The 22596-nt window shown below is 64.0% G+C and carries 18 protein-coding genes; 5 read left to right on the forward strand and 13 right to left on the reverse strand.

Features of this window, described 5'->3' with window-relative positions; all coding sequences use genetic code 11:
• Positions 1 to 21: 21 nt before the first annotated feature.
• The 10 genes from AS156_RS05475 to AS156_RS05520 all read right to left on the reverse strand — a co-directional run bounded on the left by AS156_RS05475 (position 22) and on the right by AS156_RS05520 (position 12050).
• Positions 22 to 768 (reverse strand): SDR family oxidoreductase, encoded by a 747-nt coding sequence (locus AS156_RS05475; RefSeq protein WP_066501219.1) that lies wholly within the window; start codon positions 766 to 768, stop codon positions 22 to 24.
• Positions 769 to 844: 76 nt separating this feature from the next.
• On the reverse strand, positions 845 to 2089 hold the full coding sequence (gene odhB / locus AS156_RS05480) for a 2-oxoglutarate dehydrogenase complex dihydrolipoyllysine-residue succinyltransferase (protein ID WP_066501065.1): 1245 nt from the start codon (positions 2087 to 2089) through the stop codon (positions 845 to 847).
• A 155-nt stretch (positions 2090 to 2244) separates the two neighbouring features.
• Entirely contained in the window at positions 2245 to 5205 is a 2961-nt protein-coding gene (locus AS156_RS05485; RefSeq protein WP_066501067.1) for a 2-oxoglutarate dehydrogenase E1 component, read from the reverse strand.
• 251 nt (positions 5206 to 5456) lie between these two features.
• Positions 5457 to 6338, reverse strand: a complete 882-nt coding sequence (gene sucD, locus AS156_RS05490) for a succinate--CoA ligase subunit alpha (protein ID WP_066501070.1) — start codon at positions 6336 to 6338, stop codon at positions 5457 to 5459.
• A gap of 44 nt (positions 6339 to 6382) precedes the next feature.
• The gene (locus AS156_RS05495; RefSeq protein ID WP_066501073.1) at positions 6383 to 6859 is read right to left on the reverse strand and encodes a DUF1579 family protein; all 477 of its coding nucleotides are present in this window, start codon (positions 6857 to 6859) and stop codon (positions 6383 to 6385) included.
• A 2-nt stretch (positions 6860 to 6861) separates the two neighbouring features.
• Positions 6862 to 8058 carry an ADP-forming succinate--CoA ligase subunit beta gene (gene sucC / locus AS156_RS05500; protein WP_066501075.1) on the reverse strand — a complete coding sequence of 399 codons (1197 nt, stop codon included), beginning with the start codon at positions 8056 to 8058 and terminating at the stop codon, positions 6862 to 6864.
• A 169-nt stretch (positions 8059 to 8227) separates the two neighbouring features.
• Positions 8228 to 9196 carry a malate dehydrogenase gene (mdh, locus tag AS156_RS05505; RefSeq protein ID WP_066501077.1) on the reverse strand — a complete coding sequence of 323 codons (969 nt, stop codon included), beginning with the start codon at positions 9194 to 9196 and terminating at the stop codon, positions 8228 to 8230.
• A gap of 195 nt (positions 9197 to 9391) precedes the next feature.
• Positions 9392 to 10579, reverse strand: coding sequence for a cell division protein ZapE (gene zapE, locus AS156_RS05510; RefSeq protein ID WP_066501080.1), 1188 nt, complete (start codon positions 10577 to 10579; stop codon positions 9392 to 9394).
• Between the two features lie 131 nt (positions 10580 to 10710).
• Positions 10711 to 11247, reverse strand: coding sequence for an RNA 2',3'-cyclic phosphodiesterase (thpR, locus tag AS156_RS05515; protein WP_066501086.1), 537 nt, complete (start codon positions 11245 to 11247; stop codon positions 10711 to 10713).
• A 167-nt stretch (positions 11248 to 11414) separates the two neighbouring features.
• Entirely contained in the window at positions 11415 to 12050 is a 636-nt protein-coding gene (locus tag AS156_RS05520; RefSeq protein ID WP_066501221.1) for an arylesterase, read from the reverse strand.
• 55 nt (positions 12051 to 12105) lie between these two features.
• Here AS156_RS05520 and AS156_RS05525 point away from each other — a divergent pair, with 55 nt between their 5' ends.
• The 3 genes from AS156_RS05525 (at position 12106) to AS156_RS05535 (ending at position 16419) form a co-directional block, all read left to right on the forward strand.
• Positions 12106 to 12825, forward strand: a complete 720-nt coding sequence (locus AS156_RS05525) for an ABC transporter ATP-binding protein (RefSeq protein WP_066501087.1) — start codon at positions 12106 to 12108, stop codon at positions 12823 to 12825.
• Positions 12822 to 15392: an ABC transporter permease gene (locus tag AS156_RS05530; protein ID WP_066501088.1), complete on the forward strand. Its 2571-nt coding sequence runs from the start codon at positions 12822 to 12824 to the stop codon at positions 15390 to 15392. Before AS156_RS05525 ends, AS156_RS05530 begins: the two co-directional genes overlap by 4 nt.
• Positions 15393 to 15627: 235 nt before the next feature.
• Positions 15628 to 16419, forward strand: coding sequence for a Bax inhibitor-1/YccA family protein (locus tag AS156_RS05535; protein ID WP_066501223.1), 792 nt, complete (start codon positions 15628 to 15630; stop codon positions 16417 to 16419).
• A gap of 86 nt (positions 16420 to 16505) precedes the next feature.
• Here AS156_RS05535 and AS156_RS05540 read toward each other — a convergent pair whose 3' ends face one another.
• The 3 genes from AS156_RS05540 to acnA all read right to left on the reverse strand — a co-directional run bounded on the left by AS156_RS05540 (position 16506) and on the right by acnA (position 21191).
• The gene (locus AS156_RS05540; RefSeq protein ID WP_066501090.1) at positions 16506 to 16877 is read right to left on the reverse strand and encodes a DUF2794 domain-containing protein; all 372 of its coding nucleotides are present in this window, start codon (positions 16875 to 16877) and stop codon (positions 16506 to 16508) included.
• Positions 16878 to 17550: 673 nt separating this feature from the next.
• Positions 17551 to 18312: a DUF1223 domain-containing protein gene (locus tag AS156_RS05545; RefSeq protein ID WP_066501093.1), complete on the reverse strand. Its 762-nt coding sequence runs from the start codon at positions 18310 to 18312 to the stop codon at positions 17551 to 17553.
• 158 nt (positions 18313 to 18470) lie between these two features.
• Positions 18471 to 21191 carry an aconitate hydratase AcnA gene (gene acnA, locus AS156_RS05550; RefSeq protein WP_066501095.1) on the reverse strand — a complete coding sequence of 907 codons (2721 nt, stop codon included), beginning with the start codon at positions 21189 to 21191 and terminating at the stop codon, positions 18471 to 18473.
• Positions 21192 to 21430: 239 nt separating this feature from the next.
• On the opposite strand from acnA, the gene ccmA reads away from it, so the two are divergent.
• Entirely contained in the window at positions 21431 to 22033 is a 603-nt protein-coding gene (gene ccmA / locus AS156_RS05555) for a heme ABC exporter ATP-binding protein CcmA (RefSeq protein WP_066501096.1), read from the forward strand.
• A 247-nt stretch (positions 22034 to 22280) separates the two neighbouring features.
• Positions 22281 to 22596, forward strand: a 316-nt coding sequence (locus tag AS156_RS05560; protein WP_201455992.1) for a heme exporter protein CcmB, incomplete at its 3' end; no start/stop codon positions are given.

Below are 22596 nucleotides of genomic sequence, written 5' to 3' on the forward strand. Positions count from 1 at the left end.
TCCACTTTTCCGGATCATGCTCTAGCGGCCGCCCGACACGTCGAGGGTCGCGCTCGTGACATAGGACGCCTCGTCCGACAACAGCCAGACGATGGCATTGGCGATTTCCTCGGCAGTGCCGACGCGCTTCATCGGCACCATGGGCGCAAGCCGATGCGCGCGATCGGGCTCGCCGCCCGAGGCGTGGATTTCCGTATCGATCAGGCCGGGGCGAATGCCGGCAACGCGGATGCCTTCATCGGCAACCTCGTGGCCAAGACCGACTGTAAAGGTATCGATCGCACCTTTCGACGCCGCGTAGTCGACATAGGTGTTGGCCGAGCCGAGCTTGGCGGCGACCGAGGACAGGTTGACGATGACACCGCCCTTGCCGCCCCGCTTGGTCGACATCCGCTTCACGGCTTCACGGGCGCACAGGATGCTGCCGGTGACGTTCACCGCCATCATGCGCTGGATACGCTCGGCGGTCATATCCTCGACGCGGATCGACGCGCCGACGATGCCGGCATTGTTGACCAGCGCGCCGAGCGTCCCGAAGGCGTCTGCGGCCTTGAACAGCGCCAGGATATCCTGCTCGCTGCCGACGTCGCATTTCACCGCGATCGCCTTGCCGTTCTTCGCCTCGATCGCGGCAACGACCTCGTTGGCCGCCGCCTGGTTGGAAGCATAGCCGACGACGACGCGATAGCCGCGCGCAGCGGCTGCAAGCGCGGCGGCGCGGCCGATGCCGCGGCTGCCGCCAGTGATGACAACGACCTTGTCCGTCACGTCAACCTCCAAGCGCATGTGAGGAAATATCCGATCGCGATGCCCGAGGTGATCGGGCACCACGTGCGTCCCGATGTCAGAGGTCCAGCACCAGGCGGGCCGGATCCTCAAGGCTCTCCTTGACGCGCACCAGGAAGGTGACCGCTTCCTTGCCGTCGATGACGCGGTGATCGTAGGACAGCGCCAGATACATCATCGGGCGCGCCTCGATCTTGCCGCCGACCACCATCGGCCGCTCCTGGATCTTGTGCATGCCGAGGATGCCGGACTGCGGCGCGTTGAGGATTGGCGTCGACATCAGCGAACCGTAGATGCCGCCATTGGTGATGGTGAAGGTGCCGCCCTGCATCTCGTCGATCTTGAGCTGACCGTCGCGGGCGCGGCGCCCGTAGTCGGCGATCCCCTTCTCGATCTCGGCGATCGACTTGTGGTCGCAGTCGCGCACGACCGGCACCACCAGGCCGCGGTCGGTGCCGACCGCAACGCCGATATGATAGTAGTTCTTGTAGATCAGGTCGGTGCCGTCGATCTCGGCGTTGACGGCCGGGATGTCCTTCAAGGCCTGCACGACGGCCTTGGTGAAGAAGCCCATGAAGCCGAGCTTGACGCCGTGCTTCTTCTCGAACGTGTCCTTGTAGTGCGCGCGCAGCGCCATGACGTTGGTCATGTCGACCTCGTTGAAGGTCGTCAGCATCGCCGCAGTGTTCTGCACGTCCTTGAGGCGGCGGGCGATGGTCTGGCGCAGCCGGGTCATCTTCACACGCTCCTCGCGCGCGGCATCGTCGGCCGGCGACGGCGCGCGGACCTGCACGGCAGCGGCCGGCTGGTTGACCGGGGTCGGCGCCGAGGCCGCCTTCTCGATCGCAGCCAGCATGTCACCCTTGGTCACTCGGCCGTCCTTGCCCGAACCGGGAACGGTCGACGCATCGACGCCGCTCTCGGCGGAGAGCTTGCGGACCGACGGCGCGAGCGGCGCATCCGCAGGCGGCACTTTTGGCGCGGCAGCAGCAGGTGCTGCGGCAGCGGCAGGTGCGGGTGCGGCCGCCTTGGCGGGAGCGGCAGCGGCGGCCGGCTTGGCCGGGGCGGCGCCGTCATTGATCTGGCCGAGCAGCGCGCCGACCGCGACCGTTTCGCCATCCTTGGCGATGATCTCGCCGAGCGTTCCTGCCGACGGCGCCGGAACCTCGATCGTGACCTTGTCGGTCTCCAGCTCCACCAACGGCTCGTCCACCGCGACGGCGTCTCCTGCCTTCTTGAACCAGCGGCCGATCGTGGCCTCGGTCACGGATTCGCCGAGCGTTGGAACGCGAATTTCAGTCATGGTCTTTTCCTCAGATCAACCCTGCGGTCATAAAACTTGTGCGGCCACCGTCCGCCACAACGGACGATCCAGTACTCCGTGACGACAGCGTTTCTGCTGAATATCCGGGGTACCGAATGCCCCGCTTTCGCGGGGCATGACGTGTGTGAAGGTCGTTAGTTCAGTGCGTCGTCGAGCAGCGCCTTGAGCTGCGCCAGATGTTTCGACATCAACCCGGTGGCGGTTGCCGCGGATGCCGGACGGCCGGCGTAGCGCGGACGCTTGTTGGGCGCGTTGATCTGGTTCAGCACCCATTCGAGATAAGGCTCGATGAAGTGCCACGACCCCATGTTGCGCGGCTCTTCCTGGCACCAAACCACTTCGGCGTTCTTGAAGCGGCTGAGTTCCTGCACCAGCGCCTTCAGCGGCACCGGATAGAGCTGCTCGATGCGCATCAGGTAGATGTCGTCGACGCCGCGCTTCTCGCGCTCCTCGTAGAGATCGTAATAGACCTTGCCGGAGCACAGCACGACGCGACGGATCTTGTCATCCGGCTTCAGCTTGATCGACTCGTTCGGCAGCATTTGCGCGTCATCGTACAGGATACGATGGAAGGTGGCGTTCCGGCCGAGCTCTTCGAGCCGCGACACCGCGCGCTTGTGACGCAGCAGCGACTTCGGCGTCATCAGGATCAGCGGCTTGCGGATCTCGCGATGCAGCTGGCGCCGCAGCACGTGGAAGTAGTTCGCCGGCGTGGTCGGATTGACCACCTGCATGTTGTCTTCCGCGCACATCTGCAGGTAACGCTCGAGGCGTGCGGAGGAGTGCTCCGGCCCCTGCCCTTCGTAGCCGTGCGGCAGCAGGCAGACCAGGCCCGACATGCGCAGCCATTTGCGCTCGCCCGAGGAGATGAACTGGTCGAACACGACCTGCGCGCCGTTGGCGAAGTCGCCGAACTGCGCCTCCCACATCGCCAGCGCATTCGGCTCGGCCAGCGAATAGCCGTACTCGAAGCCGAGCACCGCCTCTTCCGAGAGCAGCGAGTTGATGACCTCGTAATGGCCGGTGTCGTCACCGCCGAGGTGATTGAACGGCGTGTAGCGGCTCTCGTCTTCCTGATCGATCAGCACCGAGTGACGCTGCGAGAAGGTGCCGCGCTCGGAATCCTGGCCGGACAGCCGCACATGATGGCCTTCCTGCAGCAGCGTGCAGAACGCCAGCGCCTCGCCGGTCGCCCAGTCGATGCCGACGCCGCTGTCGATCGCCTTGGCGCGATTGTCGAGGAAGCGCTGGATGGTGCGGTGGACGCGGAAGCCATCCGGAACCTTGGTGATCTTGCGGCCGATATCCTTCAGAACGGAGACATCGACACCGGTGACGCCGCGGCGGGCATCCTCTTCCTGATCGGCGATCTTGAAGCCCGCCCACTTGCCGTCGAGCCAGTCGGCCTTGTTTGGCTTGTAGCCGGCGCCGGCCTCGAACTCGGCATCGAGCCGCGCGCGCCAGTCGGCCTTGGCCTTCTCGACCTCGCCTTCGGTCATCACGCCGTCGGCGACCAGCCGCTTGGCGTAGATTTCCAGCGTCGTCGGGTGCGAGGCGATCTTCTTGTACATCACCGGCTGGGTGAATGCCGGTTCATCGCCCTCGTTGTGGCCGTGGCGACGGTAGCAGAACATGTCGATGACGACCGGCTTGTGGAATTTCTGCCGGAATTCGATCGCAACCTTGGCCGCGAACACGACCGCCTCCGGATCATCGCCGTTCACGTGGAAGATCGGCGCATCGATCATCTTCGCCACGTCGGACGGATAGGGCGACGAGCGCGAGTAGCGCGGATAGGTGGTGAAGCCGATCTGGTTGTTGACGATGAAGTGCAGCGAGCCGCCGGTGCGGTAGCCCTTCAGGTCGGACAGGCTGAAACATTCCGCCACGACGCCCTGGCCCGCGAACGCCGCGTCGCCGTGCATCAGGAGCGGAAGCACGGAGATGCGCATATCGGGCGGATCGCCGTGCTGGTCCTGTTTGGCGCGCACCTTGCCCATCACGACGGGATCGACGATCTCGAGATGCGACGGGTTCGCGGTCAACGACAGATGGATATTGTTGCCGTCGAACTCGCGGTCCGAGGAGGCGCCGAGGTGATACTTGACGTCGCCGGAGCCTTCGACCGAATCCGGATTGGCCGAGCCGCCCTTGAATTCGTGGAACAGCGCGCGATGCGGCTTGCCCATCACCTGCGTCAGCACGTTGAGGCGGCCGCGATGCGGCATGCCGACCACGATCTCCTTCACGCCGAGATTGCCGCCGCGCTTGATGATCTGCTCGAGCGCGGGGATCAGCGATTCACCGCCGTCGAGGCCGAAGCGCTTGGTGCCGGTGAACTTGACGTCGCAGAACTTCTCGAAGCCCTCGGTCTCGATCAGCTTGTTGAGGATGGCGCGGCGCCCCTCGGGAGTGAAGCTGATCTCCTTGTCCGGCCCCTCGATGCGCTCCTGGATCCACGCCTTCTGCGCGGCGTTGGAGATGTGCATGAATTCGACGCCGAGCGTCTGGCAGTAGGTGCGCTCGCAGATCTGCACGATCTCGCGCAGCGTGCCGTATTCGAGGCCGAGCACGTGATCGAGGAAGATCTTGCGATCGAAATCGGCCTCGGTGAAGCCGTAGGAACGCGGATCGAGCTCCTCGCGATCGCGCGGCGCCTCGATGCCGAGCGGATCGAGCTTGGCGTGGAAATGGCCGCGCATGCGGTAGGCGCGAATCAACATCAACGCACGGACGGAATCACGGGTCGCCTGATGGACCTCGGCGTCCGACAATTCAGCGCCCTTGGCCTGCGCCTTGGCTGCGAGCTTGGTGCCGACCGCCTTCTCGACCTGCGCCCAGTTGCCGTCGAGCGCCGAGGTCAGTTCGTCGCGCGGCGTGACCGGCCAGTTGTCGCGTCCCCACGAGGCGCCCTCGGCGTTCTTCTGGACGTCGGCAGAGGTGTCCTTCAGGCTCTTGAAGAACTCCTGCCACTCGGCGTCGACCGAAGCGGGATCCTGTTCGTAACGGGCGTAGAGGTCGTCGATATAGGCCGCGTTGGTGCCCTGCAAAAACGAAGAGAGAGCAAAGGCGGCGTTCGCATCCTGGCGAGACATAAGGCAGTCCTGGTGATTTTTGGTTCGCGCGTAGAAGACGGCGCTAGTGCCGGTCTGTGAGAGGGCCGGCTGGATGGATATCCTTTACCCTATCTAGGTTGGATATTCCCGCTTAAAAGAACCAAGAAATGAATATAATTTCAAAGCTTATAATCGAACGCTTTTGGCGGCAAATCGCACGCCGAACGCGCTTCCCGGCATAAAAACCCGGGATAGCGCGCTCCAAGGCAGTCGTCGTCGTAACGGACGATTTACTTCAACATTTCGGCGAGCGTATGCCCAAGGCGCGCCGGCGAAGGCGACACCTTGATCCCGGCCGCTTCCATCGCCGCGGTCTTGGAACCGGCGTCGCCCTTGCCGCCGGAGATGATCGCGCCGGCATGGCCCATCCGGCGGCCGGGAGGTGCCGTGACACCGGCGATGAAGCCGACCATCGGCTTCTTGCGGCCGCGCTTAGCCTCATCCCTGAGGAATTGGGCGGCGTCTTCCTCGGCGGAACCGCCGATCTCGCCGATCATGACGATCGACTTGGTCTTCTCGTCGGCCAGAAACATCTCCAGCACGTCGATGAACTCGGTGCCCTTGACCGGATCGCCGCCGATGCCGACCGCGGTGGTCTGGCCGAGGCCTTCCTGGGTGGTCTGGAACACCGCCTCGTAGGTCAGCGTGCCGGAGCGGGAGACGATGCCGACGCTGCCGGGCTTGAAGATGTTGGCCGGCATGATGCCGATCTTGCACTCGCCGGCGGTCATCACGCCTGGGCAGTTCGGGCCGATCAGCCGCGACTTCGATCCCGACAGCGAGCGCTTGACGCGCACCATGTCGAGCACCGGAATGCCCTCGGTGATGCAGACGATCAGCGGGATCTCCGCATCGATCGCCTCGCAGATCGCATCGGCCGCGCCCGGCGGCGGCACATAGACGACGCTGGCATCGGCGCCGGTCTTCTCGCGCGCTTCCGCAACGGTGTCGAACACCGGCAAGTTGAGATGCGTCGAGCCGCCTTTGCCCGGCGCCACGCCACCGACCATCTTGGTGCCGTAAGCGATCGCCGCTTCCGAATGGAAGGTGCCGTTCTTGCCGGTGAAGCCCTGGCAGATGACCTTGGTGTTCTTGTCGATCAGGATGGACATGGTTCGTGATGCTTTCGCGAGACGAGCAGTGACAACTCTTTGCTCTAGTGGATACGCCGGTACACGCCGGTGAGCACGTCGGCCCACCCTTCCGCGTCGGGCGAGAACTGGATCTTCATGTTGTAGGTGTTGTCGTCGACGACCTCGTAGACATGACGGGCGTTGCCGCGCAACGAGCCGCGCACCAGGATCAGCGACCTGTTGACCCAGCCGCCGGAGGCCGGCGATGGCGGGTAGTAGCCAAGCGAATCGTGCCAGAACAGTTTGTAGGTCCGCTCTTCGCGGTCGTAGGTGAAGACGCCGTGGGCGGCAAAGCTCTCCTTGCCCTCACGCGTCTGCACGCTGTCCTGGATCAGATAGAAGCCGTTGAGCGCGATCCGCGCGCTCACATGCGAGCTGGCCGGACCGCCTGCGGTCCAACGCGACGGATAGACCACCTCTTCGCCACTCCACTCGCCCGCGAAGACCGCGAGCTTGCGGTGTTCTTCGAGGGGTGTCGGGGCATCGAGATGATCTGCCATCGTTAGCCTCCCTTGACGGCCTTCACGATCTTCTGCGCGGCGTCATCGAGATTGTCGGCGGGCACGACGTTGAGGCCGCTTTCGCGGATGATCTTCTTGCCCTGCTCGACATTGGTGCCTTCAAGACGCACGACCAGCGGCACCTTGAGACCGACCTGCTTCACCGCGGCGACCACGCCCTCGGCGATGACGTCGCACTTCATGATGCCGCCGAAGATGTTGACCAGAATCCCCTTCACGTTGGGGTCGGCGGTGATGATCTTGAACGCTGCGGCGACCTTCTCCACGCTGGCGCCGCCGCCGACGTCGAGGAAGTTCGCCGGCTCCATGCCGTAGAGCTTGATGATGTCCATCGTCGCCATGGCGAGGCCGGCGCCGTTGACCATGCAGCCGATCGTGCCATCGAGCGCGACATAGTTGAGGTCATATTTCGACGCCTCGATCTCCTTGGCGTCCTCCTCAGTCTCGTCGCGCAGCGCGACCACGTCGGGGTGGCGGTAGAGCGCGTTGCTGTCGAACGACACCTTGGCGTCGAGCACGCGGAGCTGGCCCTGCTTGGTGACGACGAGCGGATTGATTTCGAGCATCGCCATGTCCTTGGCGATGAAGGCGGCATAGAGCTGGCCGGTCAGCTTTTCCGCCTGCTTGGCGAGATCGCCGGTCAGCTTCAGCGCGTTGGCGACGGTGCGGCCATGATGCGCCATGATGCCGGTCGCAGGATCGACAGAGAAGGAAACGATCTTCTCCGGCGTCGCGTGCGCAACTTCCTCGATGTTGACGCCGCCCTCGGTCGAGACGACGAAGGAGACCTCGGAGGTTTCGCGGTTGACCAGGATCGAGAGGTAGAACTCCTTGTCGATGTCGGAGCCTTCCTCGATGTAGAGGCGATTGACCTGCTTGCCGTGCGGGCCGGTCTGCACCGTGACCAGGGTCGCGCCAAGCATCTGCTTGGCAAACTCATCGACCTCGGCGACCGACTTGGCGATGCGGACACCGCCCTTGTCGCCGGCGGAGGCTTCCTTGAACTTGCCCTTGCCGCGGCCGCCGGCGTGGATCTGGCTCTTCACCACCCAGATCGGACCGGAGAGCTGCTTGGCGGCCGCATCGGCGTCGCCCGCCTTCAGCACCGCCACGCCGCGCGAGATCGGGACGCCAAAGTCATGCAGCAGTGCTTTGGCCTGGTATTCGTGGATATTCATGGAGAGACGCTCCCAAACCCTCGTGCGGCGAACTTCGTCGAGCTCACGTCAGCCTTAGAACTGGCATACCATATACCAAGACCGACGCAACTACAAAATCCGTCAGGATTTCATCACCTTGCATCCAACAGGCGATTGGAAACGCCTATCGGGCCATTGCCAAGCCAGATTACTTGCCGAGCAGATCGGGGGCGATCTTCTTGCAGGCGTCGACCAGACCCTGCACGGCGCCGACTGACTTGTCGAAGGCTTCGCGGTCCTTGCCGGCGAGCTCGATCTCGACCACGCGCTCGACACCCTTGGAGCCGATCACGGTGGGCACGCCGACGTACATGTCCTTCACGCCGTACTCGCCGTTGAGATAGGCGGCGCAGGGCAGCACGCGCTTCTTGTCCTTCAGGTAGCTCTCGGCCATCGCGATCGCGGACGCTGCCGGCGCGTAGAAGGCGGAGCCGGTCTTGAGCAGGTTGACGATTTCGGCGCCGCCGTTGCGGGTGCGATCGACGATCTCGTCGATGCGGGCCTGCGAGGTCCAGCCCATCTTGACGAGGTCGGGCAGCGGAATGCCAGCGACGGTGGAGTAGCGGGTCAGCGGCACCATGGTGTCGCCGTGACCGCCGAGCACGAACGCGGTGACGTCTTCGACCGAGACGTTGAATTCATCGGCGAGGAAGTAGCGGAAGCGCGCGGAGTCGAGCACACCGGCCATGCCGACCACCTTCTTGTGCGGCAGGCCCGAAGCCTTCTGCAGCGCCCACACCATCGCATCCAGCGGGTTGGTGATGCAGATGACGAACGCGTCGGGCGCGTACTTCTTGATGCCTGCGCCGACCTGCTCCATGACCTTGAGGTTGATGGAGAGCAGATCGTCGCGGCTCATGCCGGGCTTGCGCGGCACGCCGGCCGTGACGATGCAGACCTTGGCGCCGTCGAGCGCCTCATAGGAATTGGCGCCGGAGAGATTGGAGTCGAAACCATCGACCGGCGACGACTGCGCGATGTCGAGCGCTTTGCCCTGCGGCACGCCTTCGGCGATATCGAACAGCACGACGTCCCCGAGTTCCTTCAGGCCGACGAGGTGCGCCAGCGTTCCGCCGATCTGTCCGGAGCCAATCAGAGCAATCTTGTCGCGTGCCATGGGAAATCAGTCCTTTGAACTGGTAGCAGGAGGGAGAGAAGTCGGTTGGAAGGGTGGTTATCCCTTTCGAATGATACGTTCAAGTCGCGGCCTGCCCAATTGTCGCCCCTGCCCGGAATTCGATCAGGCATGCCAGCGGCATCCGTCCCCGAACGCACGAAAAGTTGCTCGAAACGGAGCGCCCAAAAGGCTGAATTAGGTCTCCACCAGACCAGTCGTCGCGCCGCTCGCCGAGGAGTCTTTCCGGCCGTGCGGTAACGCCAGGTAGGATTCCGAACTCATTTCGATCAGACGCGACGCGGTGCGCTTGAACTCCATCGCCTCGATGCCGTCGGTGGCGAGATAGAGCGACACAGGCTCGGCCTCGGCCGACGCCATCAGCTTCACGGCATTGTCATAGAGCGTGTCGATCAGCGAGATGAAGCGCTTGGCGGCGTTGCGCTCGGCGTAGTCCATCACCGGGATGCGGTCGATCAGGATCGTATGATAGTCGTGCGCGAGCCGCAGATAGTCCGACGCCGCAAGCGGCTTCTCGCAGATGTCCGCGAAGCCGAAGCGCGCGATGCCGTGCGCCGAGCACGGCACGTGCAGCGTGCGCCCCTTGATCGCGATGTCGCGCGACTTGCACGGCGCATTGCCGGTCATCTTGCGCCAGGCCGCATCGAGCGCGGCATCGGCCGCATCATCGGCCGGCACCAGCCACATCTTCACGCCGAACAGTTTCTCGAGCCGGAAATCGGTGCGCGCATCGAGCCGCAGCACGTCCATGTGATCCGAGATCTGCTTGATGAACGGCAGAAACAGCGCGCGATTGAGGCCGCCCTTGTAGAGATCCTCCGGCGCGACGTTCGAGGTCGCGACCACCACGGTGCCGAGATCGAACAGCTTTGCGAACAGCCGCCCGAGGATCATCGCGTCGGCGATGTCGGTGACGTGGAATTCATCGAAGCAGAGCAGCCAGGCCTCGTCGAAGATCGCCTGCGCGGTGAGCGCGATGACATCGGCATCGCCGATCTCGCCGCGCGCGATCTGCTGGCGATAACCGTAGATGCGCTCATGCGCCTCGGCCATGAATTCGTGGAAATGCGCGCGGCGCTTGTGCTCGACCGGGCTCTGCTGGAAGAACAGATCCATCAGCATGGTCTTGCCGCGACCGACCTCGCCATGGACGTAGAGCCCGCGCGGCGGTCCCTCGTCCTTGTCGCCGCCGAACAGCCGGCCGAACAGGCTCTGCTTGCGCTGGGGCTTGTAGCTCGCAAGCCGCTCCTCCAGCGCGCCGAACGCATCGGCGGCGAGCGCTTGCGCGGAATCGGCCTCGATCGCGCCGGAGGCGACCAGGGCCTTGTAATGGTCAAGGAAGGAACTGGGCGAGGTGGAGAGCATGAGCCATCTTACGGCCCTACCGCGCGGAAAATTGCAAGCCGTGAATTTTGCCGACGGGTATGCAGGAGCACGCTCTTGCACAACCCGGCCGACCGGACGAACCGGCCGGGTGCCCAGAACCGGCGGCTATCTCACGCGCAAAGCGCGTAGGAATCCTCGACCACGTAGGGGCCGCCGCCGGTCGACGCGCGCGACGAGAACAGCACGAAGCGATCCGCCATGAAGGTGCGGCTCGGGAAGTAGCCGCGCACGGACAGATAATCCGCAACGTCCTGGCTCGAAGCGTCATACAGCCGCGCGAGCGTCACATGCGGGGTGAATTTGCGGCCCTCGGGATCAAGCCCCATCCGCTGCATCATCCGCTCGAGCTCGGCCTGCAGCTCGATCAACGGCCGGCTCGGCTCGACGGCGGCAACCACCGCGCGCGGCTTGCGTCCGCCGAAGCTCGACAAGCCCTGCAGCTTGACCTCGAACGGTTTGCGATTCACCCGAAACAACATCGATGCGATTTCGTTGGCCCAGATGCCATCGATGTCGCCGATGAAGCGTAGAGTGACGTGATAATTTTCGGGATCGATCCAACGTGCGCCGGGAAGGCCACCACGCAAGTTGGAAAGGGTTTGACCGATGTCGGCCGGGATTTCCAGTCCAGTGAACAGACGCGGCATCGCAATAATCCTCGATGCGGTGGCGCGAGTTTTGGGAGCCCGCGCCCTGTTACAACCCGGTGACGAATCACCGATGTCTCTTTGTACCCGAGTTATATGACTCTGCGAAGCATGATGCGTTAACGGCTCGTAAACCTGCGGTCATGATGCGCCGTTGAGCCTGCGTTTCAACTCCGTTGCCCGGATAATGCACCGAGAAATGTCTCCACCGTGGGCATGATATTTTTCACGACAACATCCACTCCCGCGGCCGTCGGATGCATGCCGTCGGCCTGGTTGAGCTTGGCGTCGGCTGCAACACCATTGAGGAAGAACGGATAGAGCGGCACGCCGAACGATTTCGAAAGCTCGGGATAGATCGCGTTGAACTTGGCTGCATAGTCGCTGCCATAATTCGGCGGCGCGAGCATGCCGCACAAGAGCACCGCGATCTTGCGCGCCTTCAACTTTGTGATGACGTCGGACAGTGCGGCGCGCGTGACCGCCGGATCGGTGCCGCGCAGGGCATCGTTGGCGCCGAGCTCGAGGATCACCGCATCGGTTCCATCGGGGACCGACCAGTCGACCCGGTCGCGGCCGCCCGAGGCGGTGTCGCCAGACACCCCGGCATTGATCATGTCGGCCTTTATCCCCTTGGCATCCAAGGCCTTTTGCAGGCGAACCGGAAACGCCGCGTCGGCCGGAAGGCCGTAGCCGGCGCTCAGGGAGTCGCCGAGCACCACCATCTTGATCGGTTTCGCGGGATCCGCCGCCTGCGCACTTGCCGCCGTCATCAAGCCCATAAGCAACACGAGTATGTGCACGAAGATTCCCAACCGGCCCTCGACCGCAGCAGCGGAAGTGCCATATGACCGAACCATGGACAGCCTCATCGAATCCTCATCACTGACCGGCGTCGAGCCGGACACTATCTCTGTCAAGAACGTCAATCTCTCGCTCGGCACCGGCGCGGCACGGGTTCATATCCTCAAGGATATCAGCCTTCGTGTGGCAGCGGGCGAGGCCATCGGCCTGATCGGCCCGTCGGGCTCGGGGAAGTCGACCTTGCTGATGGTGATGGCGGGGCTCGAACGTCCTGACAGTGGAGAAGTGGTCGTCAACGGCACGTCGTTCAATGCCCTCGACGAAGATGCGCTCGCGCGTTTTCGCGGCCGACAGGTCGGCATCGTCTTCCAGTCGTTCCATCTGATCCCGACGATGACGGCGCTGGAGAATGTCGCGGTGCCGCTCGAGCTTGCGGGCTCGCCCGACGCAGCGACGCGCGCCGCGCAGGAACTGCAATCGGTCGGCCTAGGCGAGCGCCTGCATCATTATCCGACGCAGCTCTCCGGCGGCGAACAGCAGCGCGTGGCGATCGCGCGCGCGCTCGCGCCCGATCCCGCGATCCTCGTCGCCGACGAGCCGACCGGAAATCTCGACGAGGCGACGGGAAAGCAGATCGTCGACCTGCTGTTCAGCAAGCATGCCGAGCGCGGCATGACGCTGGTGCTGGTGACGCACGACATCTCGCTCGCACAGCGTTGCGACCGCGTCGTGCGGCTGCGCTCCGGCCGCATCGACGGACACTCCGCGACATGAGCATTGCGTCCGAAGTCGCGGTCCAGGGCCGCACGTCGTCGCTTGCCTTCCGTTACGCGATGCGCGAACTGCGCAGCGGCCTGCGCGGCTTCTACGTCTTCATCGCCTGCATCGCGCTCGGCGTGATGGCGATTGCCGGCGTCGGCTCGGTCGCCGCGAGCCTCGCCGACGGCCTGTCGCGCGAAGGCCGCACCCTGCTCGGCGGTGACGCCGCGTTCTCGCTGATCTCGCGCGAAGCCAAGCCCAACGAAGTAGCGTATCTGCGCACTCGCGGCGAGGTCTCGGTCGCAGCCACGCTGCGCGCGATGGCGCGCAGCACCGACGGCAAGCTGGCGCTGGTCGAGCTCAAGGCGGTCGACAGCACATATCCGATGCTCGGCGAACTCTCGCTCGAGCCGAACATGCCGCTCGCCGATCTCCTCGCCGAGCGCGATGGCGCTTACGGTGCGGCTGTCGATTCGACCTTGCTGGCACGGCTCGACCTGAAGCTCGGCGACCGCGTCACCATCGGCAGCGCGACCTACCAGATCCGCAGCGTGGTCGCGGCCGAACCCGACAAGCTCGCCGGCGGCGTCGGCCTCGGCCCGCGCTTCCTGGTCAGCGAGGCCAGTCTGCGTGCCACCGACCTGCTGCAACCGGGCAGTCTGGTGCGCTGGATTTACCGGGTGAAGCTGCCCGATGGCGCCAATGATGATCGCGCCACCACCGCGCTGCTCGACGGCGCGCGAAGCGCTGCGCCCGAGGCCGGCTGGGAAGTGCGCAGCCGCAGCAACGCCTCGCCGCAACTCGAACGCAGCATCAACCGCTTCACGCAATTCCTGACCCTGGTCGGCCTCGCCGCATTGCTGGTCGGCGGCGTCGGCGTCGCCAATGCGGTGAAGAGCCATATCGACCGCCGCCGCGACGTGGTCGCCTCGTTCAAGGCGCTCGGCGCCACCGGCCGCGACGTCTTCACGATCTATCTCACGCAAGTGGTGGTGCTGGCCGGGATCGGCTCGGTGATCGGGCTGGCGCTCGGCGCAGCGCTGCCTTTCGTGATCGTCGGCGTGTTCGGCAAACTGCTGCCGCTGCCGGTGGTGCCGGCGATGCATCCGGACGAGCTCGCGCTCGCTTTCATCTACGGCCAGCTCACCGCACTCGCCTTCGGCCTGTGGCCGCTCGGCCGGGTGCACGACGTGCCGGTGGCGGCGCTGTTCCGCGAAACCGTCGCCAGCGAATGGCATCGCCCGCGCTGGAGCTACCTCGCGCTGATGGGCGTCGTGATCGCGCTCTTGATCACTGTTGCCATCGGGCTGTCCTATGACAAGCGGGTTGCAACCGTCTTCGTCGTCTCCTCGATCGCGGTGTTTCTGCTGCTGCGCGGGATTGCCGAACTGCTGATGGCGGTGGCGAGGCGGCTGCCGCGCAGCCGCATCACCATGCTGCGGCTGGCGATCGCCAACATTCACCGCCCGGGTGCCCTGACGCCGTCGGTGGTGCTGTCGCTCGGTCTCGGGCTCGCGGTGCTCGTCACCATCACCCAGATCGACGGCAATCTGCGCAGGCAGTTCCTGGCGGCGCTGCCCGAGCGGGCGCCGTCGTTCTTCTTCATCGACATCCCCTCCACCGAGGCCGACCGCTTCGGCTCCTTCCTCAAGCAGATTTCTCCGGATTCGACGGTCGAGGACGTGCCGATGCTGCGCGGGCGCATCGTCGCGGCGCGTGGCATGAAGGCCGACCAGCTCAATCCGACCGTCGACTCCGAGTGGGTGCTGCAGAGCGACCGCGGACTGACCTATACCGGGGAAGTGCCCAAGGGCTCCAAGATCGTCGAGGGCGAATGGTGGGGATCGGACTACAGCGGACCTCCGCTGGTCTCGATGGAAAAGAAGATCGCCGACGGCCTGGGCCTGAAGATCGGCGACGAGATCGTGGTCAACGTGCTCGGCCGCGACGTGCCGGCCAAGATCGCCAATCTGCGCAACATCGACTGGCAGGGCATGGGCATCAACTTCGTGCTGGTGTTCTCGCCGAATGCCTTCAAGGGCGCGCCGCACAGCCATGTCGCGACCCTGACCGAGATCCATCCAGACGCCGCGGGCGATGCCCGCATCATCAAGCAGGTCGCCGACGCCTTCCCGATGGTGACCAGCGTGCGCGTGCGCGAGGCCCTGGAAACGATCGGCAGCGTCGTCAGCAACCTTGTGCTGGCGATCCGCGGCGCCAGCGCGGTGACGCTGATCTCCGCCATCCTGGTGTTGGGCGGGGCGCTGGCCGCCGGCCACCGCCACCGGGTCTACGACGCCGTGATCCTCAAGACGCTCGGCGCCACCCGGGCGCGGCTGCTCGGTGCCTACGCGCTGGAGTATCTCATGATCGGTTTTGCAACCGCCGTGTTCGGTGTCATCGCCGGCTCGATCGCCGCCTGGATGATCGTGACGCGGCTGATGACGCTGAGCTTCATCTGGCAGGCGGGCAGCGCGGCGCTGGTGGTGGTCGCCGCCCTGATCGTCACGGTCGGATTGGGGCTGGCCGGAACACTGCTTGCGCTCAATCAGAAACCAGCTTCGGTGCTGCGGAATTTGTGACAATATGTAGCGGCCGCTGACGCCGTTTCTCCCCATGAACGCCGCGTCAGAGCGACATTCAGCCGCGCGTGGAAGCTTGCGTCGGATGTGTTAATTTCCCACATACCAACCGGGTCGGATGATCGGTTTGATGACACCGAATTAATGTTCGGCAAACCGCAGCATCTGAGATAGATTTACGACCGGCGCCGCAAATCCCTTGCGCTCCACCGGGACCAACCACGGGAATTCGACCATGTCGGACCTAGACCGCAACTACTCTTCTCCCTTCGGCCGGGCCGCCGGGCGCATTGACGCTGCGGCCGTCGACGCCGGTCTGCGCGCCTACATGCTGCGCATCTACAACTACATGAGCATCGGCCTCGCCATCACCGGCCTGGCCGCGCTCGGTGTCTACATGGCTGCGGTGACCGGCGATCCGTCTGCCGCCGTCGCCAAGTTCGGCAATGCCTATCTGACACAGTTCGGCTACGCGATGTTCGTCAGCCCGCTGAAGTGGCTGTTCATCCTCGCCCCTCTGGTGATGGTGTTCGTCATCTCGGCCGGCATCAACCGCCTGGCACCCTCGACTGCCCAGATGCTGTTCTGGGTGTTCTCGGCGCTGATGGGCCTGTCGCTGTCGTCGATCTTCCTGGTGTACACGCACACCTCGATCGTGCGCGTGTTCTTCATCACCGCGGCGACGTTCGGTGCGCTGAGCCTCTACGGCTACACTACCAAGCGTGACATGAGCGGCATGGGCTCGTTCCTGTTCATGGGTCTGATCGGCATCATCATCGCGAGCCTGGTCAACCTGTTCCTGGCGAGCTCGGCGCTGCAGTTCATCGTGTCGGTGGTCGGCGTGCTGGTGTTCGCGGGCCTCACCGCCTGGGACACCCAGCGGCTGAAGAACGACTACATCTACGGCTACGCCTCGCAGGGTGGTGCGATGGCAGAGCGTGCGGCAATCACCGGTGCCCTCTCGCTCTACCTGAACTTCATCAACCTGTTCACGCTGCTGCTGCAACTGCTCGGCCAGCGCGACTAAACGAAACGCTGATCGGATCGATCGAAGCCCCGGCCTAACCCGCCGGGGCTTTTTCTTTGCGCGGAGCAAATAGTGTCGCGCTATGGCTACACCAGCGCCAGCTTGCGGTCGATCACCAGCAGCACGCGCTCCAGCTCATGGCCGCGGCGCAGGATCAGGCCAGTGGCCGAGATCACGCTGTACATGCCCTGCTTGCGCGCGAGGCGCGGGTCCTTCTCGATCCGATAGATCGGCACTTCCGATGCGCGGCGAAACACCGAGAACACCGCGCGGTCCTTCAGGAAGTCGATCGCATAGTCGCGCCATTCGCCATCGGCGACCATACGGCCATAGAGGTTGAGAATGCGGTTGAGCTCTAGTCGATTGAATGTCACGCGATTGGGCTGAGGGGCCGCGGCGGCGGGGCGCGCCACGGCGCGACTACCGCTCGGATCAGCATCCTCCGAGATCAAACTCATCGAGCGCCTCCTGTCATCTCGGTGACGATCTGGTTCCGAAGACCGTTGCCCCTGTTCGGCACCGTCACGAGAGTGACATGATTGCGCTAAGCGAGCGGCACCGCAAGGGGCCATTCGCTTGGCAACCAAGCGTAAACTATTTGGGCGCGCGACAGTTTGCCCTCAAAAGAGTCACGGGAACGTTAGTAGAATCATATTGCTGCCCTACTTCCGCCCATCGCCCGCCGCGCTGCTCTGCGAAAAGAAAATCCTGCGTTGGCCCGGTCCTTTCGGTTCCGGATTCCTCAGCCCCCAGCCCCCCGGGGCCGTCGGGATCGGGCCTGTACGCAGGGGAGTTGATCCCCAACACTGGGCCAACGAAAGTTGGTCCTTTTTGTTTTTGGGCTCTCCATTTGCGCGCGATCAAAGCGCCTGCGCGCACAGCCTGACGGCCCTCACCTCAACCGATTTCGTGATTCGAATCAGCAACGACGTCTCGCGGTGAGACGTTGCGAGCGAGGGAGCTTGAACACGCTCACCGCTTGGCGTCACCGCAGCGAGTGACGCCGATGTGCAGGAAGAGGATGCGCCCTTTAGAGCATGATCCGGAAAAGTGTGAAGCGGTTTTCCGAGAAGATCATGCTCAAACAAGAAGCTAAGGCGCGATGACGATTCAACCTGATCTCATCCCGCTTTAGTGCAGTGACGTGAACGCCGCGCCGAGCATCGGCCCCGGCTTGTCGCGACTGCCATCCTGGACATAGACCGCGGCAGCATCGACGCCGTCGCGCGTGATGTTCTCCAGCGGCACGGTCCAATTCCCGGACGAGCCGTTCCAGTCGCCGACCTTCAGCAGGTTGCGCACGACATTGTGGTAGGTGATCTCACGGCCGCGATTCTCGCCGCGCCCGATGGAGATCGGCACCGATTTCGAGATCGAGCAGATCCAGACTTCGCCGCGCGACGCCACCGGCGTCTTGGCCGCCGCCACCGAAACATTGATCTGCTTGCCGCTCAACGTCATCGTCACCGGCACCGACATCACGCCGGCGCTCTTGTCGGTGTCCTTGATGGCGCTCTCGATGCTGGCGCGATCGCTGCCGATCACATGCGCCGAGCCGTTGATCACGGCTTGCGGCGTGTAGACGTCGCGATCGCCGCGCATGTGCGAATAGGCTTTCTGACGCGCGCTGAAACGGGAATCGGCCAGCGTATCCTTCCAGCCGAGATAGTCCCAATAGTCGATCGGCATGCTGAGCGCGATGACGCTGGGATCCTTCGCAAGCTCACCGATGATCCGGTCCGCGGGCGGACAGGACGAGCATCCCTGCGAGGTGAAGAGTTCGACGACTGCACGCGGATCGGCGTGAGCGGGGCGGATGATCGCGACGATTGCGCAGATACCGAGGGCGCTGGACCATCGCGAGATACGATTATAGGCCATCATCGCTGTCATACTGCGAACCAGTCGTGATGATTTCCATCCGTATTTGTACGGAGCATGAAGTTGTCCCTGAACTGCGTGCCCCAAACGCAAGAAAGCGGCCTTTTCATAGGCCGCCTTCTTTTTAGCCGCTACTCACTAAGCAGTGAGGCACTGATCACAAGTCCGCGTTAGGCCGCGAGCTTGCGCAGCACGTAGTGCAGAATGCCGCCGTTGCGATAGTAATCGAGCTCGTCGAGCGTATCGATGCGGCAGAGCAGCGGGACATCCTTCTTCGCGCCGTCGCCGGAAACGATCTCCGCGGTCAGCGTCTGGCGCGGCTTCAGATCGCCCTGCAGCCCGCGGATCGTCACCTTCTCGTCGCCCTTGAGGCCGAGCGACGACCAGGATGTGCCTTGCTGGAAGGTGAGCGGAAGCACACCCATGCCGACCAGGTTGGAGCGATGGATGCGCTCGAAGCTCTGGCAGATCACCGCACGCACGCCGAGCAGGCGCGTGCCCTTGGCAGCCCAGTCGCGCGACGAGCCGTTGCCGTATTCGGCGCCTGCGAACACCACCAGCGGCACGCTTTCGACCTGATACTTCATCGCGGCGTCGTAGATCGACATCTGCTCGCCGTCGGGCCAGTGCTTGGTAAGTCCGCCCTCCGGAATATTGCCGTCCGCACCCTTCAACATGAAGTTCTTGATGCGGATGTTGGCGAAGGTGCCGCGCATCATCACTTCATGGTTGCCGCGGCGCGTGCCGTACTGGTTGAAGTCGGCCGGGCGCACCTGGTGCTCGCTGAGGAACTTGCCGGCAGGCGAGGTCAGCTTGATCGAACCGGCCGGCGAAATGTGGTCGGTGGTGATCTTGTCGCCGAACATCGCGAGGATGCGCGCGTCGACCACGTCGGTGATCGGCTCGGGCTCCTTCTTCATGCCTTCGAAGTAAGGCGGATTCTGCACATAGGTCGAGCTCATGTTCCAGCGATAGGTCTCGCTTTCCGTGGTCTTGATCTTGCGCCAGTTGGTATCGCCCTTGAACACGTCGGCGTACTTCTTCTTGAAGATCGTCGCAGTGACGTACTTCTTCATGAAGGCGTTGATTTCCTTGGCGGTCGGCCAGATGTCCTTCAGGAACACCGGCTTGCCGTCCTTGCCGATACCGAGCGGCTCGACCGAGAGATCCTTCGTCACGGTGCCGGCGAGCGCATGCGCAACCACCAGCGGCGGCGAGGCGAGGTAGTTCGCCTGCACGTCGGGCGAGACGCGGCCTTCGAAGTTGCGGTTACCCGACAGCACGGCCGCGGCCACGATGCCGTTCTCGTTGATCGATTTCGAGATGTCTTCCGGCAGCGGCCCGGAGTTGCCGATGCAGGTCGTGCAGCCGAAGCCCACGAGGTTGAAGCCGACCTTGTCGAGATCCTTCTGCAGACCGGAATTGGCGAGATATTCCGCCACCACCTGGCTGCCCGGCGCGAGCGAGGTCTTCACCCACGGCTTGGCCTTCAGACCCTTGGCGGCCGCGTTGCGCGCGAGCAGGCCGGCGCCGATCAGCACGCTCGGGTTCGAGGTGTTGGTGCAGGAGGTGATCGCCGCGATCACGACGTCGCCATGGCCGAGATCGAAATCGCTGCCTTCGACGGCGAAGCGCTTCTCTTCACCGTCAGGCTTCTTGTACTCGCTGACCAGCGCGCTGGCGAAACCGGAGGCAACAGACGGCAGCGCGATTCGGCCTTCGGGGCGCTTCGGGCCGGCCATCGACGGCACGACGTCGCCGAGATCCAGCGTCAGCGTGGCGGTGAACACCGGATCGGCCGACTTCGCGGTGCGGAACAGGCCCTGCGCCTTGGCGTAGGACTGCACCAGCTTGACGCGATCGGCCTTGCGGCCCGAGGTCTTCAGGTAGTCGATGGTCGCGGCGTCGACCGGGAAGAAGCCGCAGGTCGCGCCGTATTCGGGCGCCATGTTGCCGATCGTCGCTTTGTCCGCGACCGAGAGATAATCGAGGCCGGGACCGAAGAACTCGACGAACTTGCCGACCACGCCCTGCTTGCGCAGCATCTGGGTGACGGTGAGCACGAGGTCGGTCGCGGTGACGCCTTCCTTGAGCTGGCCCTTGAGCTTGAAGCCGACGACCTCAGGCAGCAGCATCGACAACGGCTGGCCGAGCATGCAGGCTTCCGCCTCGATGCCGCCGACGCCCCAGCCGAGCACGGCAAGGCCGTTGACCATCGTAGTGTGCGAGTCGGTGCCGACAAGCGAATCGGGATAGGCGACCTCGAAGGTGCCGGTCTTCTTGCCGACCGTCATCTTCTCCTTCTTGGTCCACACCGTCTGCGCGAGATATTCGAGGTTGACCTGGTGGCAGATGCCGGTGCCGGGCGGCACCACCGAGAAGTTCGAGAACGCCTTCTGGCCCCACTTCAGAAACTCGTAGCGCTCCTGGTTCTGCTTGTATTCCTCGACGACGTTCTTCGCGAACGCCTTGTTGTCGCCGAAGAAGTTGACGATGACAGAGTGGTCGATGACGAGATCGACCGGCACCAGCGGATTGATCTTCTCGGCGTCGCCGCCGAGCGACTGCATCGCGTTGCGCATCGCCGCGAGATCGACCACGGCCGGAACGCCGGTGAAGTCCTGCATCAGCACGCGCGCCGGGCGGAAGGCGATTTCATGCTCGAGCTGGCGCTTCTTCAGCCACTTCGACACCGCGACGATGTCGTCCTTCTTGACCGTGCGGCCATCCTCGTTGCGCAACAGGTTCTCCAGCAGCACCTTCATCGAGTACGGCAGCTTCGAAATGCCCTTCAGTCCGTTCTTCTCCGCCTGGGGGAGGCTGTAATAGACGTAGGTCTTGCCACCGACCTTCATGGTCTTGCGGCATTTGAAGCTGTCGAGTGAGGTCATGCGAGGGATCCCAATTCTTAGTTATACCCGAGAAGGGTATTTAAACACCGTCGACTGTGCCGGCTTTGAGATGGGCCTGGGTGGCTTGCGGCCGCCGACTGTGTGTGCTGCATCAAGTTCCGGGCTTATAGAATCTTTCTAGAAGCACCGCCACACCGACAAGCGTGCGACAGCGTTGCGCGACCCAAAAATTCTCACGCGGTAGCGAAAGATTTCAGAGGGCTGTGACAGGGAGAAACATGCGGCTCTCGGGACGAAATCTGAAATGCGTACGTGGTGGCCGCGAGGTGTTTTCCGGCCTCGATTTTTCGGCTTCCTCCGGCGAGATCATCGCCGTCACCGGCCCGAACGGCGCGGGCAAGACGTCGCTGCTGCGCGTCATTGCGGGGCTTCTGGTTCCCGCCGAGGGCACGATAGCTCTGGTCGGCGGCGATGCCGAGCTGAGCCTGCCCGAGCAGGCTCACTATCTCGGCCACCGCGATGCGCTGAAACCGGCGCTGAGCGTGCTCGAGAACCTGGCGTTCTGGCGCGAATTCCTCGGCGGCAAGCCGGAGGACGCCAAACAGTGCCTCGCCGCGGTGGCGTTGGATCACGCCACGCATCTGCCCGCTGCCTATCTCTCCGCCGGCCAGCGCCGCCGCCTGTCGATCGCGCGCCTGCTCTCGGTACGCCGCCCGGTCTGGCTGCTCGACGAACCGACGTCGGCGCTGGATGCAGCCGGCCAGCAACTGTTCGTCGGAGTGATGCGCGACCATCTCGCCGGCGGTGGAATCATCATTGCCGCAACCCACATGCCGCTCGGCATCGAATCGCGCGACCTGCGGATGGGAGGCGCGGCATGAGTGCGCAACATCTCACAGGTCCAACCGTTCCCTCCCCCCTTGTGGGGGAGGGTCAGGGTGGGGGGTGCCGCACGACGTGCACTCTCCGTCTATCGCTCCACAACAAGCTACCGAGATTGAAGGAGCGACGCTCCCATAAACCACCTCGCCTGGGGCCACCCCTCTCCCCAACCCTCCCCCACAAGGGGGGAGGGAGCGCAGCGAGTCTGCGGCACGCCAGTCGCTACATTCGCAGCGGGCGCCTCACATGACCGCGCTCGCCGCGTTGATCCGTCGCGACATCAGGATTGCGCTGCGCGTCGGCGGCGGCGCACTGATCGGCGTGCTGTTCTTCCTCACCGTCACGGTGCTGATGCCGTTCGCGGTGGGGCCGGATCTCGCGCTGCTGTCGCGGCTTGGGCCCGCGATCCTCTGGCTTGGCGCACTGCTGGCGAGCCTGCTCACCCTCGATCGTCTGTTCACGGCCGACCATGAGGACGGCTCGCTCGACCTCATCGTGATGAGCCGGACGCCGCTGGAACTCGCCTGCGCCGCCAAGGCTTTGGCGCACTGGCTCGCGGCGG

It is taken from the genome of Bradyrhizobium macuxiense (assembly GCF_001542415.1).
In the GTDB taxonomy this organism is placed as follows: domain Bacteria; phylum Pseudomonadota; class Alphaproteobacteria; order Rhizobiales; family Xanthobacteraceae; genus Bradyrhizobium; species Bradyrhizobium macuxiense.

Coding starts and splice junctions, on each gene's coding strand:
- AS156_RS05540 (WP_066501090.1), bottom strand. CDS start 16,877: ATGAGTTTGATCTCGGAGGATGCTGATCCGAGCGGTAGTCGCGCCGTG.
- odhB (WP_066501065.1), bottom strand. CDS start 2,089: ATGACTGAAATTCGCGTTCCAACGCTCGGCGAATCCGTGACCGAGGCC.
- AS156_RS05485 (WP_066501067.1), bottom strand. CDS start 5,205: ATGTCTCGCCAGGATGCGAACGCCGCCTTTGCTCTCTCTTCGTTTTTG.
- AS156_RS05545 (WP_066501093.1), bottom strand. CDS start 18,312: ATGACAGCGATGATGGCCTATAATCGTATCTCGCGATGGTCCAGCGCC.
- sucD (WP_066501070.1), bottom strand. CDS start 6,338: ATGTCCATCCTGATCGACAAGAACACCAAGGTCATCTGCCAGGGCTTC.
- zapE (WP_066501080.1), bottom strand. CDS start 10,579: ATGCTCTCCACCTCGCCCAGTTCCTTCCTTGACCATTACAAGGCCCTG.
- sucC (WP_066501075.1), bottom strand. CDS start 8,058: ATGAATATCCACGAATACCAGGCCAAAGCACTGCTGCATGACTTTGGC.
- AS156_RS05525 (WP_066501087.1), top strand. CDS start 12,106: ATGGACAGCCTCATCGAATCCTCATCACTGACCGGCGTCGAGCCGGAC.
- AS156_RS05535 (WP_066501223.1), top strand. CDS start 15,628: ATGTCGGACCTAGACCGCAACTACTCTTCTCCCTTCGGCCGGGCCGCC.
- mdh (WP_066501077.1), bottom strand. CDS start 9,196: ATGGCACGCGACAAGATTGCTCTGATTGGCTCCGGACAGATCGGCGGA.
- ccmA (WP_066501096.1), top strand. CDS start 21,431: ATGCGGCTCTCGGGACGAAATCTGAAATGCGTACGTGGTGGCCGCGAG.
- thpR (WP_066501086.1), bottom strand. CDS start 11,247: ATGCCGCGTCTGTTCACTGGACTGGAAATCCCGGCCGACATCGGTCAA.
- AS156_RS05495 (WP_066501073.1), bottom strand. CDS start 6,859: ATGGCAGATCATCTCGATGCCCCGACACCCCTCGAAGAACACCGCAAG.
- AS156_RS05530 (WP_066501088.1), top strand. CDS start 12,822: ATGAGCATTGCGTCCGAAGTCGCGGTCCAGGGCCGCACGTCGTCGCTT.
- acnA (WP_066501095.1), bottom strand. CDS start 21,191: ATGACCTCACTCGACAGCTTCAAATGCCGCAAGACCATGAAGGTCGGT.